This is a genomic window from Pullulanibacillus sp. KACC 23026 (genome assembly GCF_029094525.1).
Taxonomy (GTDB): domain Bacteria; phylum Bacillota; class Bacilli; order Bacillales; family Sporolactobacillaceae; genus KACC-23026.
This window is the reverse complement of record NZ_CP119107.1, coordinates 4,100,962-4,119,690: the sequence shown is the minus strand read 5'-3', so window position 1 is coordinate 4,119,690 and position 18,729 is coordinate 4,100,962. Positions and strand designations below refer to the sequence as shown.

The window sequence follows — 18,729 nt, the reverse complement described above, 5'->3', positions numbered from 1 at the left end:
AGGAGTCGATTAATTATTACAGAAAAAGTAGTAAATCGTTTCAAGCTTAAAGCAAGACGTCTGCCGGCTCCCATATAGAGGTGATTTTTTGATAGTCACAATTTCGTTAGCCAGCTTATAGGCGTATAGAAAGCCGAAGATAGAAATCAATGACAGGATGAAACTAAAGGCTTGATCGAGCAGGATGTCGAAGCGATAGGCTTCTACCCCGAAGTTTTTTATCAAGTACATCATGGTAAAAGCAGAAACGAGTTCCTTAAGACTATTAACGAGAGTGAGAAGGTTAAAGACTTTTAAAGGGCCAGGCCGATAAAGCATTTCCTTATTAATTTTTCTATCATTTCCATCCATGACAATTAAATCCAAGGCAAATAGCAGAAAAATCGGCCTCTTTATCAGGACACTTAAAAGATAAAGAAAAGCTAGTCCCAATGAATAGAACGTGCTGTTCCACAGTAAACGAATGGCAGATTGAGAGAAAATATCAATAAGAAAATCGATAATTAAATTCCCCATTAATAGAAGGGCTGTCAAATTAAACTCTCTAGTTTTATAATACCGGTATGTACTGAATAATACTCCAAACAATGACGAACAAATCATCGTTGGAAAGTCGCCAATGATATCCCTTATCGTTCCCCATAATAAAAGGGGGAGGATAAGGTAAATAAAGAGTTCAAGAAGAAAAAGTAAGCGTTTGGTCATAAAATACCTCTTATTTAAGAAAGACATGTATTCTTATGATATGAAAGAAATAATTCGTTAAAAACCACCAAACAGATATTTAACTAGAAAAAAACAATGTTAATAAAATAAACGGATTTTTGCCCACCATTTTGCCTCTCTCCGATCCACGTTTTTTAGACCTATTTAAAAAGGCTTAGAGATCAGCATCTCTAAGCCTTTTTGACACGCACTTGGGATTAGGGGATTTAAATGATTTCTTTAAAGGCTTCGCATAATTTATCTATGCCTTTTATGCAGTCTTCCATTTTAAGCGTTAATGAGAGCCTTATGAAGCCTTCACCCAATTCACCAAAACCGATTCCTGGGCAAGTTAGAATGGAATACTTATCAAATAAAAGCCCTGAGAATTCATCGGAAGAATAGCCATCAGGTACGGGAACCCACAAATAACAGGCCCCTTGAGGTCTTTCAACTGGCCAGCCAATTTCCTCGAATTTCTTTAGTCCGTAATCTACCTTTTGCTGATAATCGGTCCGTAGTTGATGAGGAAAATCAGTTTGGGCAACCTCTCTTAAGACAGCTGCCGCCGCAAGTTGAATAGGTTGAAAAATACTAGTGTGGGCTTCTACAAACATTTTTAAAAGGGAATTGATGACCTCGTGGTTTCCGGCAACAGCGCCAATCCGCCAGCCTTGCATATTAAACATTTTTGAGAAGGAAGTAAATTCTACCCCTACCTCTTTTGCCCCTTCATATTCCAAGAAACTTTTAGGCTTATTTCCGTCAAGCGTTAGAGTCGCAAACACATTATCATAGCAAATGATGAATTCATGTTCTTTGGCAAATTGAATGACCTTTTCAATAAAGGAGTCCGGTGCGATGGCGCCAGTTGGATTATGCGGATAGTTAAGGAACATTAATTTGGCACGTTTTAAAATCGTTTCTGGGATGCTTTTTAAATCCGGAAGATACTGATTTTCCTTTAAGAGAGGCATTGAATAGATTTCGCCGCCTGCTATAGAGGTTGCTTGGAAATAAGTGGGAAAACCAGGGTTTGGAATAAGGACAACATCCCCTTTATCTAAGTAGGTCATACAAATATCAAACAGTCCTTCTTTGGTTCCTAATAAGGGCAAGATTTCTATGTTGGGATCCAAGTGAACGTTGAAGTTTTCTTGATACCAAATGGCTAATTGTTTTCGAAAAACAGGATGCCCCTTTAAAGGAGAATAGTGATGATAGTGTGGGATTTCCGCATCTGCTTGCAGCGTTTTGACCGCTGTAATCGGTGAAGGATAGCTTGGGTCAGCTATACCGAAATCATAAAATTTCACCCCAAGAGTGTGGGCTTTTAATTTTTGTTCTTCTGTTTGTACAAATACATTAGGTGGTAGTGCTTTTATTTTATTCGCTTTAATCATCGAATTCTCCTCGCACTCATTTGTCTGACTAAACTCAATATAACCTGAGAAATTGAGCTTTATTCAGATTGCTGGAGGAAGTTGAGCTTTAACATGGAAGCTGGACAGCCCTCGGAATCTTTCCTGTTGGCTTGTGCACCATTTTTCATCTTCTCGTTACCCCAAATTTAGTTAGACTTAACGAGCATACGCTATTCGCCTCACGATGGTTCAGTCACATGAAGAGTGCTTTAGGGGATTCAAGTTTTTCAAATGGATGTTCGCTTTTGGCCATTTAAGTCTTCCTCATGAAATTGAAAAATTAGGTAATAATAGAAATAAAATTAGGCATTTGAACAATGGCTTTAGGAGAGTTCAACAATGGGCACCAAGAAATTAATTACACTTTTAATACCTGCATTTAATGAAGAGCAATCGATTAAGCCGTTGTATGAATCATTGGTTTCGCACTTGGGTTCTCTTGAGACCCATTATGATTTTGAAATTCTTTTTGTCAATGACGGAAGTGAGGATCGTACCCTTGATATTTTAAAGCAATATCGAGAGAAGGACGCTCGTATTTCCTTTATTGATTTATCTAGAAACTTTGGAAAAGAAATTGCTATGATGGCCGGAATGGATTATGCAAAAGGAGATGCGATCATTATTATGGATGCCGACCTCCAGCATCCGCCTGAGGTTATACCAGAGCTAATCAAGCATTGGGAGGAAGGGTATGAAGATGTCTATGCGACGCGAGTGAAGCGTGAGGGTGAATCGTGGCTTCGCCGTTTTACGTCCAAAAAGTATTATGAGCTTTTGCAGAAGACGACAAGAATGCCGATATGCCCTGATGCCGGTGATTTCCGATTGTTAGATCGACGCTGCATTGAGGCAGTCAAGAAAATGCGGGAATCACATAGATATACAAAAGGATTATATTGTTGGATTGGGTTTAAAAAGAAAGAAATAAAGTATGTGGCGGCACCGCGAGTTAGTGGGGAGTCCAAATGGAGTTATATTTCTTTATTAAACCTTGCTGTTGAAGGGCTGACCTCTTATACGACTTTGCCCCTTCGACTTTCTTCCTTTTTTGGCTTTCTCGTTTCTTTTCTGGCCTTGGTTTATATGGTGATCACGATCATTAAGACGTTGGTAATGGGCATCCCAGGGACGGGGTATACAACGCTTTTGGTCTGTATTTTACTTCTTGGTGGCATTCAATTGATTTCGATAGGGATTATCGGAGAGTATTTAGGGAGAATTTTTATTGAGACCAAACAGCGTCCTTTATATTATGTCGAAGAGTACAATGGTGAGCAGGTGATGCCGTGAAGAAGGCTTTTCATAAATGGTACACCTTAATTACTTATTTGGTTGTTGGCGGCTTCACAACCCTTATTAATATTGTTAGCTTTTGGCTGCTTACCGTCCCGATCCCAGTCAATTATGTCATTGCGAATACGGTGGCGTGGGTTCTGTCTGTCCTTTTTGCCTATGTGGCTAATAAAATCATTGTCTTTCAAAGTAAAACGGAAAACAAAACCGAAACCATTCGTGAGTTTGTCTCATTTATAGGGTTTAGGTTCGTTTCTTATGCCATGGATTTGGCTGTTATGATTCTCTTAATCAGTGGACTGCATATGAATGAAACGCTTTCTAAAATACTTACAAACGTTGTAGTATTAGTCGCCAATTTCATTTTTAGCAAATGGTTTATTTTTCGAAATGCCAAAGAGAGAGAGGCGGTGGGTAATGGAAAGACTAACTCATAAGACGCGTTATGTAGCTTTCGGGATCGTTTTCTTATTTTATCTCTATATAGCTTTCAATATGGCTTTGACTCAGGATGATTGGACTTGGGGATCCTCGGTTGGCTGGGAGAGAATGCAACACGGGTTTTCTAATTATAATGGGCGTTATTTAGGAAACTTGCTAGAAATTCTCATTACGAGAAATTTGGCGGCGCGTGTTCTTGCTATGAGTCTCTTTTGTACAGGCGTGTTTTATCTGCTCTGGCGTCTAATTGATCTTAAACAGCTCCATTGCGGTCTCCTCTTATTTTTTCTCATCTTATCGCTCCCAGCAAAGGTGTTTGCTCAAACCTATGGGTGGGGCGCAGGATTTGCCAACTACATAACAGCTGCCTTTTTTAGTTTATTGTATTTAAACATTATTAAGAATGTCCTAGATGGGGATGAACCGACCTATCCGAGAGGAAGCTGGATTTGGATGGTTCCTCTTGGAATTGGATCACAGTTATTTATTGAACATGTCACTTTATATAATATCTTTGCTGCTGCGCTTGTCATGCTCTACACATTCATCCGCTATCGAAAAGTTTATCTTCTGCATGTCACTTATTTTATCTCAGTGATCATTGGTGCCGTGATTATGTTCTCAAACAGCGGCTATCGAACAGTCGTGAGCGGAAATTATAAGGGACGCTCCATCGCTTTGACCGAGCATGAAGCTTCTCTAGTAAACAAAATGATTCATGCGGCAGCTCATATTTATCCGCATTACATCTTAAACAACACGATTTTAATTCTTGTACTATCCTTTGCTGGAATCTGGCTGCTACAAACTCATCCATTCAAGGTTCTTTCTTGGTTTTTATCATTAATATTAGGGGCTTATCCCGTTTATAAGATCATATGGATCAGTAATTTCCATGTGAGGTTTAGTGGAGCTCGTATATTGGAGGGCTTATTTTCATTTGTCTATGTGGTGACACTTTTTGTGGTAATTTGTGTGTCGGTGAAGGGGAGAACCAAGCGAAATCGGGCCATATTTTTTCTGATTTCGAGTGCCGTTTTGGCGATGCCGTTTTTGGTTGTCACACCGCTCAGTCCGAGGTGCTTTCTCTCTTCTTACTTCATGATGGCGCTAGTTGCGGTGGAGCTCTTGAATAGTGTCATTCAACCGGGGATACGGCCTGTGGTCATCCGGGGGGCAGGCGTTTGTTCAGTGGCCATGATGGTCATGTATTTAGGTGTCTTTAATCGCATCGGTCATACGACGGAAATTCGTAATCAGGAAATAAAAGATCAGTTGGCTAAACAATCCACGGTCATTTATGTTACCAAATATCGATACACGCAATTCATGCAGCACAGTGTCCCCAAAAAAGGAACCCTTCCCTATATAACGTTTAATTTGTATTATCATATCCCAAAAAATGTGACCGTCAAATTCAAATCATGAACATGACGGTCCTTTGATTAACTAGTGAACAGAGAGAAGCCCCGATAGACGATTCGACCAACCGAGTGTGGCTTAATCGATTATTGAAACTTTCCTAGTACGGGATAGATGTAAGTCACAAAACCAATCAGGGCGATCGCTGTTCCATAACGGTGCTGAACTTCATGTACCTGAATACAGTGTTTTTCTTGATCCATATAGTATTCTCTAGGATCATAACGCCGAGTAAATTCATGAGTTAAAGATCGGTGCAAACACTTTTTGGCTACCTCTTCGTCAGCGTTTCCAATGTATTCCGCCGCATAATTAGAAATAAGCTTGCCGTCATAGCTTCTTTTTACCTGGACTAATCCAACACCTGCGCATAGTCGGTCCCCTTCATAGCCGTTCATTTGTGAGATGATGCATTCCATGACCGCACCTGGATGGTATAGAGTCTTCGCCTGTTCGATGGATATCTCGGTCGCGTCAGGTGGGACAATAGACGTATACCTTACAATATTAAAGTTTTCGATTTGAGCCATTTGCCGTGCCATATCAAACGAGCCCGTTTCCCAAGGGTCATGCCCCGGACCAATATCGGTATCCCCATAACCTTTTGTGAAAATATAGTCCTTAGGAATCCTTTGACCAACTAACAAGGCTTCATTAATAGCCTGAAATTCATAGGGAGCCACTCTTATTCCTCCTTTCGGTGATCAGCGGGTACAAATAAGGGATACAAATTTTTATTCTTTGAAGCAAGATTTTATGATGAAAAGGGATCTCGAGTGGCACCATTTCAGTTGGTTTGAACGCTTTTATCCCTAAGTGTTCTTAACTTTTTAGGTCTTTATAAAAAAAATATGGTTTGTTATCAACCGTTCATAAGAAAGTTTCAGGAATAATTTATAGGAATTTCAAAAAAATAGTAAAAAAGGTGAAGCATAGCAGAGAGGAAGGGATTGGGATGCGATTAAAGGTTGTTAACATTATGATGGGCTTTCTTCTTTTATTAGTTGGAGGATTGGGGATGGAAAAAGTGTCTGCCAGTGAATCCGTTAATCTTACAGTTCTTGATTTTGGGGCCAATGGTTCCGACTCAGTGGATGATACCGCTAATCTCCAAGCAGCGCTCGATGCGGCTCAAAAATATAGGTCCACAACAATAACTGTACCGGACGGGACTTATTTAATCTCCAAAGCGCTGAAGATCCATTCTAACACCCATCTTATTTTATCAAGCCACGCGGTGATCAAAAGAAATGCGGTTTTTGGACCCATGTTGCGAAATGAAAGGGGTGGCCCTGGTTATACCGGGGATCATGATATTGTCATCGAAGGCGGGACATGGGATGGAAATGGCCAAGCGCTTTCGGGAAAGCATACCTTTGATAATCTCGAATTTGGACATGCCTCAAATGTCACGGTTAAGAACACGAATGTACTCAATGATTATGGGGCCCACGCCATAGAATTTGTTGGCGTTCAAAATGGACAAGTCTTGAATAGTACAATAAATGGTTATTTTCATGATGATAATTTTGCTAAGAAAGAAGCCATTCAACTCGACATAACGCATAACGGTACAGTTTCCTACCCATTCGGTTATTACGATGATACCCCATGCAGGAATATAACGATTCAAGGGAATACAATTGAGAACTACTCAAGGGGAGTCGGCAGTCACACCACTGTAAAAGGTGTTTATCCACAGTACATTACGATTCAAAACAATTCATTCAAGAACTTAACGGATGAGGCGGTTGACGCCTTAAAATTCAAAGATCTGTCCATTTTAAACAATACGTTTGAGAATGTGGGAACAGGCATTTATTTTATAACGGTCCCAAGTAATCCCAAAGCTAATTACAGTCCTGATAATCCCATTGTGCCAATCTATACGGATAATCATTACGCCATTAATATAACAGGGAATCGGTTTGACTCTGTGCATAAGATTCCAGGTCGCGTTGGCGGAAAGGGGATTGTTTTTTTAGGAACATCGGAAAGTAGTATTGAGGATGTGTCCATAGAAAATAATACAATTCATCATGCAGATGGGGATGGGATCTATTTAGCTTATACCAGTCAAACCGTAATCAAAGGGAATAACGTCCAAAGCTCTAAGGAATATGGATTAGCGATTCACCACTATTCCAATGATGTTAAGGTCGACTCAAATACAATTACAAATAACCACAGTCACGGTATATCTGTCTACGCGAATGCCAATGCCTCCATTACGAATAATATTATTCGTGATAATTTGGGAAGCGGGATATCCATTTCAACTCATTCGTCGAGCAACGAAGTGGATAGCAATAAGATCGGAAATAATGGCAATTATGGGATTGTGCTTTATCGATGGTCCAATCTTAATACAATCAGTCATAACGTTATTACTCAGTCTAAATACGGGATTGGGGTCAACTCGGGCTCTAATCAAAATCAGCTTAAGAACAACACAATTATGGGTTCGCAGAGTCATGGAGTCAAGCTCTATGGAAGCTCATCAAACCCAGTAAAATCTAACGTTATTTCCGGTAATACGATTTCTAACAGCGGACAGGATGGTCTGTACCTTGTTCACGCAAACGGCACCGAAGTCAGCAGAAATAAGGTAACAGGAGCTAACTTAAATGGTATATCAGTAACCAATCATTCAACCGCAAAGCTAATTAAAAATAAAATCAGTAAAAGCAAAGGACATGGAATTAAAATCAGTTCGTCCTCTAAGAGCTTTGTAGGTAGAAATAATTCAGTATCTTAAGCCGGAAAACCGGGGTCCAAAGCTGAAAAAACGCCATTGGTCACAATTCGATCAGCCATCCCAATAACGGCATTCAGTTAACCGGTTCGAGGTCTAAACCGATTAAGTCCAATAAAATATAGAATAGAATTAATTAACTTCGCCGCCCTTCAATTGTGGGCGGCTGTTTATTTTTTTCACGAAGGTTGAGCACTCACTGCAAATGGCGCTTGCCCACGAAAATGAGCGAGATGAGAGCTAAAATGGTGGGCAAGAGAGGCTTTCCCGCGAAAACGGTAGCCCTACGCACAGAAGTCGGCGAGTCAGAAAGCAATCAAGGTTATTATTGGTTAGTAAAATAAAACAGCTCTTGCCTACAGGCAAGAGCTGAAACGTGATTTAGTAATTATATTGTATGATTACATGTAGTCATAAACAGAGTCTACAAAATAGAGCCAGTGATAATAGTCGATTTGGCCATCCGTCATCTTGAGAATTTCCTTCTCATTGAACTTGTTCTTATCGATTAACTGTCTCACTTTTTGATTTCTTTCTGATTGACTCATTTATGAATCCCCCTTGTTAACCTTCCGAATGAAAGCGACCTGTTCGCGCTTCATTTATTTCTTATTTTTATTTTAAATCTCAATTTGATATAAATAAAATATCGTTTTGAGATAAATTGGCTAAAAGTGATATGGAATTGCTATTTATTGTGAAAGAGGCCCGAAAAACAAGCCATTGACATAAGAAAATCTTATGTTAAACACAGGCATGGAGTTAAATCGTGATTTTAAAATTGAAAAATGAACATTTTTATAGAGACGATGACTCTTATAAGTGTGAGGGGGAATGAAGTGGATGAACAGATGGTTGATCTTATTAAACCGCCTAACAAGGGCATAACGGGTTCGCTTGTGAGGTGCAAAACTCTAATTATCACCTTCAATCACACTACTATTCACAATAAAATCACAGAAAGAAAAGACTAGTAAACGTCAAAACAACCGAATCCTTTGAGATTCGGTTTGATTATTTTCATAAAATGAATCTATTACCTATTTCATTAAATGGCTAAAGTGAACTTTCTAAATAAGCGGAGAAATTCCGCTTATTTAGAAATCAGCACCAAAAATAGCTAAAATAGACGGAGAAATTCCGACTATTGACTCGAAAAACATGAAAATGGGTCATTTCTTTTTGTTTAAGCGGAAAAACTCCGCTTATTTATGACGAACTGAACGCTACTTTGGTTGATAACGGAAAAATCTCCGCTTATTTCAACGATCACAGGTGACTCTAAAATTTCTTGTTAACCATTACACTCCGGTTTTTACCTTAAGAACCATTTTTTTACAAAGTCTTCGATAATCCAACATTTTTTTAACAGATATATCCAAATTCCTTGGTAATCCCCCTACCTTTCACTTGCTCAATCACCGGTTAATTCACACACCTCCTATAATTATATCCACCCATGTAAATTAAACTATGATTTAAAAAGGTCAATAAACATTGATATTACAATAAAAATCACACGTGCGATTTACCTTGATAGTTAATTGTTTGCACCTCTGAAGTGAACCCGTTAAACAAGGGCATTATGGGTTTTTTCATTATACTAGGCATAAGCCCAAACCTCTTCGAACCGGGACACATACCCTATTTTGACAGACGGTCGAGGAGGAGACTAATTACATGTTTGAATCAATGCCTTATTACAATGGGTTCTATCCTGGATATCCAGCAGGTCTACCTGATGAGAGAGCTTATCATGGTGGACACGGCACTTATGTTCCAGGAGTTGGTTATCATCACGGACACGGCACTTATGTTCCAGGAGCCGGCTACCACCACGGTGGCGGGACTTATGTTCCAGGAGCAGGCTACCACCATACCCATGGAACGTATGTGCCAGGTGCTGGTTACCATCACGGCGGCGGAACGTATGTGCCAGGTGCTGGTTACCACCATACTCATGGGACTTATATGCCGGGTTATGGCCATCATCATGGGGGAGGAACCTATTCTCCAGGAATGGGGTATCACTAAGACCTCAATCGAGATAAAGAAAGAAATAGGGAAGTCATTCCAAAAAGGAGTGGCTTTTTCTATTAGTCGTTCCGATAACGTGGACAAAGCTTGGGGTGTCTCCTAAGCTTGGATAAATAAGCGGAGAAAGTTCTCTTAATTATGAAATAGCGCTGAAAACAGCTTAAATAGACGGAGAATTTCCGACTATTGACTTCGGAAAGCGTGGATCTGAGTCATTTTGACCTGTTTAAGCGGAAAACTTCCGCTTATATACCTGCACCTGAGCTCCATTCGGCTGTTTAACGGAAAAATCTCCGCCTATTTCTGGTTGCTCATTATGGATTCCAGTGTTGCTTTGATGATATAGACATATATTTACAGTTTTGTTATGATGGTGAATAAGGTTTTGATTTTTTTAAACAATATAAAAGTACATCACCCATCACCTAAATAAGTGAAGGGTTTTTTTATTTTTAAAGATGGAGGACATGACAATGGATAGTCTGATTTTCGATTTAGATGGTACGCTGTGGGATTCACGAGAGGTCGTTGCTCGATCCTGGAATAGTGTGATTGAGCAGGTTGAAGGATATGATAAGGTCATTACCTCCGAGGATTTTAAAAAGACAATGGGTTTGCAAATTGAAGCGATTGGGGACATCTTGTTTGCAGATTTGGATGAAAAAAAGCGTCGAGCTCTATTAAAAACTTGCTGTGAAGTTGAAAATGAGTGGGTTCGAAATTACGGAGGCCGTCTTTATGAAGGTGTGGAGGATGGAATCAAGTCGCTTTCTAAGAACTACAAGCTTTTTATCGTTTCAAATTGTCAAGATGGCTATATTGAAGCTTTTCTTGAGTATCACAAACTCGGCGATTATTTTGAGGATTTTGAGTGCCCCGGCAGAACGGGCCTTCCAAAAGGGGATAACATTAAGCTAGTGATGGAGCGCAATCACTTGGAAACGCCTATATATATCGGGGATACAGCTGGTGACCAGCAAGCAGCTAAAAAAGCCGGCATCCCTTTTGTATTCGCCAAATACGGGTTTGGCGAGGTAAAGGAACACGAGTATGCCATTCATCATTTTACAGATTTAATCAATCTAGTTAAAAAAATGGCTTAGATTAGCATGGGAGAAAGCCCAAGAACACTCATTCACTTGAGAGTTCTTGGGCTTTTTAGGTTTCGCCGTTAGCCTTAGACACTTACCGGAATATGGCTCATGGTTTGCACATCAAAGAGCCCCATATCGGTTAGTTTCAGAGAAGGAATAACGGGCAAGGTTAGAAAGGAAAGAGTGAGAAAAGGATTAAAGTCTCCAACAAAACCGAGTTTAAGCAAAGCAGGCTTGATTTGCAGCAAGCCATCATAGACCTGCTTGTAGGATTGGTCGGACATGAGACCCCCTATCGATAAAGATAAGGAGGCGATGACCTTTTGATCTTTCACTATAACAAGACCGCCATGACAATCTGCAACAGCTTCGATGGCAATATGTAAGTCCGCATCATTGGTTCCTGTTGCTACAATATTATGAGAGTCGTGAGCGATGGTGGTGGCAATGGCCCCCGCTTTTAAACCAAACCCCTTAACGATTCCTAAGCCAATATTTCCTGTTTGATGGTGACGTTCAATAACAACCATTTTTAACTGATCGCTTTCAAGTGATGGAACAAACAAGCCGTGATCACGGTTAACCTCTTCCACAAGTTTATTCGTTGTGATTTGATTGGGAATGATCCCGATCACGTTAGCTTGAGATGAGGTGAGAGGGAGCTGCAGACTTTCGCTCGTTAACTTTGGAAGAACGATAGATCGACTCACCTTGGATTCTGAGGTCACTGAGGCTTCTGGCTTCTCTAGATATACCCCGTTTTTGGCCACACATTGCCCTGATTTATAGACTTCAGCGATCGACATATTTTCAAGGTCATCAATGAGCAGAAAATCAGCTTGATAGCCTGGTGCAAGGGCGCCTTTATGAGAAAGACCATAGCATTCTGCTGGATTCAAGGTGGCCATTTGGATGGCAAGAAGCGGATCTAAACCGCATTGGATGGCTAACCTGACAATGTGATTGATGCTGCCTTCTTCTATGAGATCATCAAGGTGCTTGTCATCGGTGCAGAACACACAGCGCCGTGCATTTTTAAGGGTAACCAGATCAATGAGTGAAGTTAAATCCTTTGCAACGGAACCTTCACGGATGAGTAAATACATGCCGCGAGCCAAACGACTTTTCCCTTCTTCAATTGTATGGCTTTCATGGTCGGTTGTGATGCCAGAGGCCTTATAGACATTGACAGCAGTTGAGTCTAACCCAGCCAAGTGACCATCAATATGTCCCCCACGCTGTAAGGTCATCTCTACTTTATCGAGCATTCTGTCATCCGCCATTCTTAAAGAGGGATAATCCATGACCTCTGCTAAACCCAATACTCGCGGGTGGGAGTAGAAAGGTTCGAGTTCTCGACTCGTAAGAACTGCCCCGTTATGTTCAAAAGGGGTGGCAGGGACGCAGGAAGGAAGCATGACGTAGACATCTAATGGGCTGCCCTCTGAGTTATTCAACATAAATTCAAGACCTTCAACCCCTGAAACGTTTGCGATTTCATGAGGATCTGTTACGACTGTTGTGACACCGTGTGGAAGGACGACCTTAGCAAATTCAGAAGGTGTGATCATGGACGATTCGATATGAACATGACCATCAATAAGGGCAGGACTTATATAACGACCTTTTGCATCAATAATCTGATTTCCCTCAAATTCACCGATTCCGACGAAAAAGCCATCGCAAATGGCTAAGTCCGCCTGCAGGAATTCTAAATTAAAGACATCAATAATAATTCCGTTTTTTATGACTATGTCAGCAGGAATTTGTTTGCTCGCCACCGCAATTCGTTTTTGTAAGTGTTCTTTAGTAATCAGCATACTGGCGGGCCTCCTCTTTTAAGTTATCTTATTAATAGATGAATAGAATCAAAAGGCAAAACGCCTGATTTAACTTATCTCAAAAAAAACTTATTCCTATAAGTATACTCGTATCTAGAGCGAAAATAAAATGCCTTGTGAGAAAACTTAACTAGTGGTGGGAGAATAGAGTTAAATAAGGAGAAAGGCGTTCATAAGGGGGATGAACGGCAAACGAAGTGGGGGATCAGATCTCAGGGTGCTTAAGGATGGGGTGAAATGAGCAGCTGAAAAAGGGGTCAGCCTCATTCTTCTAAAAATTTTATAAAATGTGAAAAAATCTATTGTTTCTTGGAAATGTTAGTGCTATTATATAAACCTTCGACTGAAAAATGGAGGAGGGAAGTTGGAATGATTACGGTTAAAGGACTAAACAAATCATTTAAAGTCGCAGAAAGAACGGGTGGGTTAAAACAGGCAGCGAAGTCTTTATTTAAACGAGATTATAAGAACGTTCAAGCACTGCAGGATATCTCGTTCTCAATTGCGCCTGGAGAAATTGTCGGGTATATTGGACCGAATGGGGCCGGGAAGTCGACAACTATTAAGGTGATGAGCGGTATTCTAGTGCCAGACTCTGGAATGTGCGAGATTCTAGGTTACACGCCATGGAAGGAACGAACGCGGTATGTCAGGCATATTGGTGTCGTCTTTGGCCAGCGTTCACAGTTGTGGTGGGACGTTCCGGTCATGGATTCGTTTGAACTGCTTCGCGATATCTATAAGGTGCCTATGGAAGCGTTTAAAGAAACTTTGAATCTCCTTATTGAAACGCTTAATCTTCAAGACTTTATCCACACCCCTGTTCGACAACTTAGTTTGGGCCAGCGCATGCGCTGTGAAATTGCCGCCTCTCTCTTACATAACCCAGAAATTTTATTTTTAGATGAACCCACTATTGGCCTTGATGCCGTGTCTAAATTGGCTGTCAGACAATTTATTAAAACCTATAATCAGGAACGGAAGCTTACGGTCATTCTAACTACACATGATATGAGCGATATAGAAGCATTAGCGGACCGGATTCTGCTTATTGGAAAAGGACATCTCCTGTATGATGGGACGCTATCTGATCTAAGGGAGCAATTCGGTGCCACTAAGCTCATTACGGTCGATTATCAGGATGAAAGACCGACTATCCAGATTGATGGGGCCACGCTTGTTTCTCAAGATATACAACGGGCGGTTTTAAGTGTGGATACAAGAGAATTGAAGGTAGCCGATGTCATCAGCCAGCTCTCTCAGCAAGTGGCCTTAACCGATGTTACCGTTGATGCACAGTCAATTGAGGAAATCGTTGTTCAATTATATGAGGCATATGGCGTATGAGAACTTACTATGCCGTCTTAAGACTTCGCCTATTAAATGGCCTGCAATATCGTGGGGCGGCTTTCGCGGGTGTTGCGACCCAGTTTTGCTGGGGCTCCATATATATCATGATTTATGAAGCGTTTTATAGTCATGCGGGTTCCCCTCCACCCATGACACTAAAGGAGTTGGTTGCCTATATTTGGCTGCAGCAGGCTTTATTGGCTTTAATCGTTCTTTGGTTTCGGGATAATGATTTATTTGATCTCATTGCCAAAGGAAATATTGCCTATGAGCTTTGCCGGCCATTTGATATGTACAGTTTTTGGTTTTCTAAGCTCATCGCTCAAAGGCTATCTGCTGCTTTTCTTCGCTCACTGCCCATTCTTTTCATCGCTTTTTTAATACCGAAACCTTATCGAATGAGTCTTCCACTAAGTTTCCTTAGCTTCATCGTCTTTGTTGTCACACTCTTACTCGCTGTTATCCTTCTCGTTGCGATTTCGATGTTTATGTATTTATCGGTCTTTATTACGATGTCACCGACGGGGTCTTTACTCATGTTTAATTTAATCGGAGAGTTTTTTGCCGGCTTAGTTGTTCCGATTCCACTGATGCCAAATGGGCTTCAAAGATTAGCGAATGTCCTGCCATTTAGATATACGATGGATTTTCCTTTTCGTGTCTATTCAGGGCAAATTCCGGTTGAACAAGCTCTGTACGGGATTCTGATTCAACTCGCGTGGCTGATTTTATTGGTCGGATTCGGAAGGGTAACTTTAAATAAAGTGCTTGCCAAAGTCGTTGTTCAAGGAGGGTGACTATGTCTCTAATCGGAAAATATATGGCCATTCTGCTTAAAGGGCAGCTCCAGTATCGCGCGTCATTCCTGCTCCTTGCCCTTGGACAATTTTTAACACCGTTTTCTCTCTTGGCTGGTGTTTATATCCTCTTTGCCAAATTCGGTGAAATAAAGGGATACAGTTTTTACGAGGTGGGGCTTTGCTTTGCCATCATTCAAATGTCATTTGCGATTAGTGAGTGCTTGGCAAGGGGCTTTGATTCCTTTTCAAGTTTAGTTGTAAGCGGGGATTTTGACCGATTATTAGTCCGACCGCGAAATACGATTCTTCAAGTGATTGGGACTAAGTTTGAATTTACCCGGATCGGCCGTTTTCTTCAAAGTATTGTTGTACTAATATGGGTTCTGGGTCACCTATCGATTCACTGGGATCTAATTAAAGCGGTGACGGTCGTTCTCATGGTTTTGAGTGGTGTGTTTATTTTTACAGGTATCTTTATCTTGGCTGCGACGATGTGCTTCTGGACGATTGAATCGATTGAACTTGCCAATATTTTTACCGATGGCGGCAGAGAATTAGCCCAATATCCGATTAACATCTACAAAAAATGGGTGACGCGCTTTTTCACCTTCGTAATTCCCTTTGGATGTGCGAACTACCTGCCGCTCCTGTTTCTTCTTGGAAAAACGAAGGGACCAGAGCTGCTGTACGCGTGTATTCCGCTAGCAGGGATCCTTTTTATTTTTCCCTGCTTACTAGTTTGGCAGATCGGTGTCCGATACTATCGATCGACCGGCTCTTAATTGGAATGAAGCAATGATTCGAAATTACAGTACAGCGAATAAGGATTGAATTTGTCTCATGTACCTAAGAAGAGTATAGACGAGGGCTTTCGAATTTATGAAGACTTTAAAATGAAGGGAATGGGTGAAAAAAATGAGCTATATTGAAAAATTGCGAAAAGTGGTGGGACATCGGCCGCTTATTTTGCCAGGGGCGGTCGCGATCGTTGTGGATGATAAGGGACGTCTGCTCCTACAACAGCGGAGATTTCCTAATGGCACTTGGGGTCTGACAGGAGGCCTTATGGAGTTAGGGGAATCAACCGAAGACACGGCCCGGCGCGAAATCTATGAGGAAACAGGTCTTGTAGTGGACAAGCTCCATCTCATTACGGTACATTCAGGGCCGAAAAGTTACGTAAAAGCTCAAAATGGCGATGAGTTTTATAGTGTCACGATTGCCTATTATGCAGAGGGTTTTACAGGGGATCTAGCCGTTGATCTCGACGAATCCATCCAGTTTGAGTGGTTTTACCCAGACAATCTCCCCGCACAAATGGTCGGCAGTCACAGAGCCATTATCAATGAATTTTTGGCCAAATATTACTCGTTTCCATTAGAGTGATTGTCCGTTTGAATAACAATCTGTTAAATATAGGGGCAAACGGGCATATCCATTCGCCATATTTGAAATGGTGAAACGCAAGAACCGTCCCTGCGTTTCGTCTAACTTTACAAGACCTTACCAATGAATTGGGTATGGGAAAGACGACGGTCCATCACCATTTAAAGCTACTACGTTCGGCGAGATTGGTCGAGGTCAAGAACGGCAAATATCGCTTGAAGCATCAGGCGGTTCTGTCTCTTGCCAAAGAGCTTGAGCAATATTTGACGGAGCATTAAGAGGGAGTGAAAAAAATGTCTGATCCCGCAGTGAGCATTCGAGATAAACAACTTCCTAGGCTCAGGAGGAATTATCCGGTTTTTCGTTTTATGGGAGGCAATTTGATTTCCTTTTTTGGGGATCAAATTTACTTAATTGCTTTTCCTTTGATCATTCTAAAGCTAACCGGTTCCCCTTTAAGCATGGGGATTGTGGCGGCCTTGGAACGTCTGCCTATTTGGCTGCAGCCTGTCACGGGGGTTTTAGAGGACCGGGTAAATAAGAAAAGACTTTTATTGATCTGTGATTTAGGGCGTGGGGTGTTAATTGGGCTAATCGCAAGTCTCTATCTCTTACAGCATTTAGATATGTGGGAAATTTATGGAGGAGCTCTTTTGATAGGGATGATGAGCCAAATTTATAATACCTCACAGTTTGCGTCGATACCTAGACTAGTTAGAGAACAGGATTTACAAGCGGCAAACTCGATTAATTCAAGCTTTAGTAAAACGGCTGTACTGCTTGGCCCTGGACTCGGCGGTTGGATCGTGAGTTTTTATAATCCAGGATACGCCTTGTTAATCAATAGTTTAAGCTTTTTTGTTTCCTTTTTAACGGTTGCCAGTTTGCCGATTGTAACCGCAAAAAGTCCATCGCGTTCCAATGTTTCCTTTTATAAAGAATTGATGGAAGGGTTTCGGTTTGTATTTAAGACTAAGCCGATCCTATATACGAACCTGTCCATACTGATTTCAATGGCTGGGGCAACCCTTTTTTTAACGATGATGATCTATTATCTAAAAACACCCCGGCATCTCACTGCTGACCAGATTGGCTGGCTTTTGTCACTAGGGGGAGCTGCTTCCATTTTAGGGGCGTTATCAACTAATTGGCTGCTCAAGAGAGTGTCGCGGCGTGGTTTATTGTTCGGTGCATCATTCATTGGTGGTTTGTCTATTATACTCTTTAGTTGCGCTCATTCATTTGTATGGCTTGTTATCTGTAATGCTATTGGGGATTTCTTGGCTTCTATAATGAATCCGGTTATAGTTACCCTTCGCCAAGCGCTCACCCCTGATCATCTGCTTGGACGGGTTCAGGCAACGAGCCGTTTTATGTCCTGGATCTTCTTACCGCTATCATCGTTTTTGTCAGGAGTGCTCGCGCTGCACTTAGGTTCTGCTGGCACGATATTAATAGGTGGGCTTTTATCAGCCGGTGCTTCGTTTTTCTATCTTCATTCATCGCTGAAGTAGTGGCCAAACCATAATAGGAATAGGATGTGAAATGGATGAGGGACCGGGCGGCTGTTGTTTTAATAGAAAGAGGTAAAGTTGCGTTAATTAAGCGTGTACAAAATGGCGAAACTTATTATGTTTTTCCAGGTGGTGGCATTGAGGCGGGAGAAACACCAGAGGCTGCTGCAAAACGAGAAGCCTGTGAAGAATTAGGGGTAGAAATTTTGTTAAAGGATTGTTTATTGGAGCTTGAATATAATGGAAACCAGTATTATTTTTTAGCGAAGATAACAGGCGGGGTTTTTGGTTCAGGAAAAGGGGAAGAATTTGCAGATTCTCATCGAGGCAGCTATTTGCCGATGTGGGTGGGGATTGATGAGCTTGCCACCTTGGATGTCAAACCGAAAGAAGTAGCAGATAGGGTTCAGGAATTGTTTGAGTAAGAGGGAGAGGCGATACGGCCTAAAAGAAGGTAAAAGTACCGGAAAATTAGTCGTGGCGCTTATTCAAGTTTTTAAAAAAGGCGTAATGGAAAAACTAGTGCGCTTCAGATTATAGACAAAGGCCCTCAAATTTTATCCCGAGTGCCTTTTGTCATCCTTTCTTGACTGAACTAAGTGCTAAAAAGGATTTTATCCATTATTATAAGCCAAAAAAGTATGCGATTAGATTGAGTTAAGTT

General features: G+C 41.1%; 17 protein-coding genes and 1 pseudogene. 13 read left to right on the top strand and 5 right to left on the bottom strand.

Translation table 11 applies throughout. The features are described from left to right. Positions 1-9: 9 nt before the first annotated feature. Complete coding sequence (locus PU629_RS19075) at positions 10-705, bottom strand: VC0807 family protein (protein ID WP_275281619.1); 696 nt, start codon at positions 703-705, stop codon at positions 10-12. Between the two features lie 227 nt (positions 706-932). Then, positions 933-2,108 (bottom strand): aminotransferase class I/II-fold pyridoxal phosphate-dependent enzyme, encoded by a 1,176-nt coding sequence (locus PU629_RS19070; protein ID WP_275281618.1) that lies wholly within the window; start codon positions 2,106-2,108, stop codon positions 933-935. A 360-nt stretch (positions 2,109-2,468) separates the two neighbouring features. Between PU629_RS19070 and PU629_RS19065 the strand changes: the two genes are divergently transcribed. From PU629_RS19065 to PU629_RS19055, 3 genes are read left to right on the top strand one after another with little or no spacing between them, the layout of a single operon-like run. Next, positions 2,469-3,422, top strand: a complete 954-nt coding sequence (locus PU629_RS19065; protein ID WP_275281617.1) for a glycosyltransferase family 2 protein — start codon at positions 2,469-2,471, stop codon at positions 3,420-3,422. After that, positions 3,419-3,862 (top strand): GtrA family protein, encoded by a 444-nt coding sequence (locus PU629_RS19060; protein ID WP_275281616.1) that lies wholly within the window; start codon positions 3,419-3,421, stop codon positions 3,860-3,862. The genes PU629_RS19065 and PU629_RS19060 overlap by 4 nt, the downstream gene beginning before the upstream one ends. Further along, positions 3,843-5,294 carry a DUF6056 family protein gene (locus tag PU629_RS19055; protein WP_275281615.1) on the top strand — a complete coding sequence of 484 codons (1,452 nt, stop codon included), beginning with the start codon at positions 3,843-3,845 and terminating at the stop codon, positions 5,292-5,294. Before PU629_RS19060 ends, PU629_RS19055 begins: the two co-directional genes overlap by 20 nt. A gap of 80 nt (positions 5,295-5,374) precedes the next feature. Here the strand turns inward: PU629_RS19055 and PU629_RS19050 are convergent, their stop codons facing one another. After that, the gene (locus PU629_RS19050; protein ID WP_275281614.1) at positions 5,375-5,971 is read right to left on the bottom strand and encodes a pyruvoyl-dependent arginine decarboxylase; all 597 of its coding nucleotides are present in this window, start codon (positions 5,969-5,971) and stop codon (positions 5,375-5,377) included. A gap of 272 nt (positions 5,972-6,243) precedes the next feature. Here PU629_RS19050 and PU629_RS19045 point away from each other — a divergent pair, with 272 nt between their 5' ends. Further along, positions 6,244-8,046: a right-handed parallel beta-helix repeat-containing protein gene (locus tag PU629_RS19045; protein WP_275281613.1), complete on the top strand. Its 1,803-nt coding sequence runs from the start codon at positions 6,244-6,246 to the stop codon at positions 8,044-8,046. Positions 8,047-8,444: 398 nt separating this feature from the next. Here PU629_RS19045 and PU629_RS19040 read toward each other — a convergent pair whose 3' ends face one another. Next, a complete protein-coding gene (locus PU629_RS19040; RefSeq protein WP_275281611.1) occupies positions 8,445-8,591 on the bottom strand; it encodes a BH0509 family protein in 147 nt (48 codons plus the stop codon). 1,132 nt (positions 8,592-9,723) lie between these two features. On the opposite strand from PU629_RS19040, the gene PU629_RS19035 reads away from it, so the two are divergent. Together PU629_RS19035 and PU629_RS19030 are read left to right on the top strand one after the other, a co-directional pair. Further along, positions 9,724-10,077, top strand: coding sequence for a hypothetical protein (locus tag PU629_RS19035; RefSeq protein ID WP_275281610.1), 354 nt, complete (start codon positions 9,724-9,726; stop codon positions 10,075-10,077). A 476-nt stretch (positions 10,078-10,553) separates the two neighbouring features. Then, positions 10,554-11,183: an HAD family hydrolase gene (locus PU629_RS19030; RefSeq protein WP_275281609.1), complete on the top strand. Its 630-nt coding sequence runs from the start codon at positions 10,554-10,556 to the stop codon at positions 11,181-11,183. A gap of 74 nt (positions 11,184-11,257) precedes the next feature. Here PU629_RS19030 and ade read toward each other — a convergent pair whose 3' ends face one another. After that, positions 11,258-12,994 carry an adenine deaminase gene (gene ade / locus PU629_RS19025; RefSeq protein ID WP_275281607.1) on the bottom strand — a complete coding sequence of 579 codons (1,737 nt, stop codon included), beginning with the start codon at positions 12,992-12,994 and terminating at the stop codon, positions 11,258-11,260. 390 nt (positions 12,995-13,384) lie between these two features. Between ade and PU629_RS19020 the strand changes: the two genes are divergently transcribed. The 7 genes and pseudogenes from PU629_RS19020 to PU629_RS18990 all read left to right on the top strand — a co-directional run bounded on the left by PU629_RS19020 (position 13,385) and on the right by PU629_RS18990 (position 18,490). Beyond that, positions 13,385-14,362, top strand: a complete 978-nt coding sequence (locus tag PU629_RS19020; protein WP_275281606.1) for an ABC transporter ATP-binding protein — start codon at positions 13,385-13,387, stop codon at positions 14,360-14,362. Next, complete coding sequence (locus tag PU629_RS19015) at positions 14,359-15,162, top strand: ABC transporter permease (protein WP_275281605.1); 804 nt, start codon at positions 14,359-14,361, stop codon at positions 15,160-15,162. The genes PU629_RS19020 and PU629_RS19015 overlap by 4 nt, the downstream gene beginning before the upstream one ends. Positions 15,163-15,164: 2 nt before the next feature. Further along, complete coding sequence (locus PU629_RS19010; protein WP_275281604.1) at positions 15,165-15,947, top strand: ABC transporter permease; 783 nt, start codon at positions 15,165-15,167, stop codon at positions 15,945-15,947. Between the two features lie 133 nt (positions 15,948-16,080). Continuing rightward, the gene (locus PU629_RS19005; protein WP_275281603.1) at positions 16,081-16,551 is read left to right on the top strand and encodes an NUDIX hydrolase; all 471 of its coding nucleotides are present in this window, start codon (positions 16,081-16,083) and stop codon (positions 16,549-16,551) included. Positions 16,552-16,655: 104 nt separating this feature from the next. Continuing rightward, positions 16,656-16,829, top strand: a pseudogene (locus PU629_RS19000) (ArsR/SmtB family transcription factor); the annotation flags it as partial. A gap of 15 nt (positions 16,830-16,844) precedes the next feature. Continuing rightward, complete coding sequence (locus PU629_RS18995; RefSeq protein ID WP_275281602.1) at positions 16,845-18,065, top strand: MFS transporter; 1,221 nt, start codon at positions 16,845-16,847, stop codon at positions 18,063-18,065. A gap of 35 nt (positions 18,066-18,100) precedes the next feature. Further along, positions 18,101-18,490, top strand: a complete 390-nt coding sequence (locus tag PU629_RS18990; RefSeq protein WP_275281601.1) for an NUDIX hydrolase — start codon at positions 18,101-18,103, stop codon at positions 18,488-18,490. The last annotated feature ends 239 nt before the right edge of the window (positions 18,491-18,729 follow it).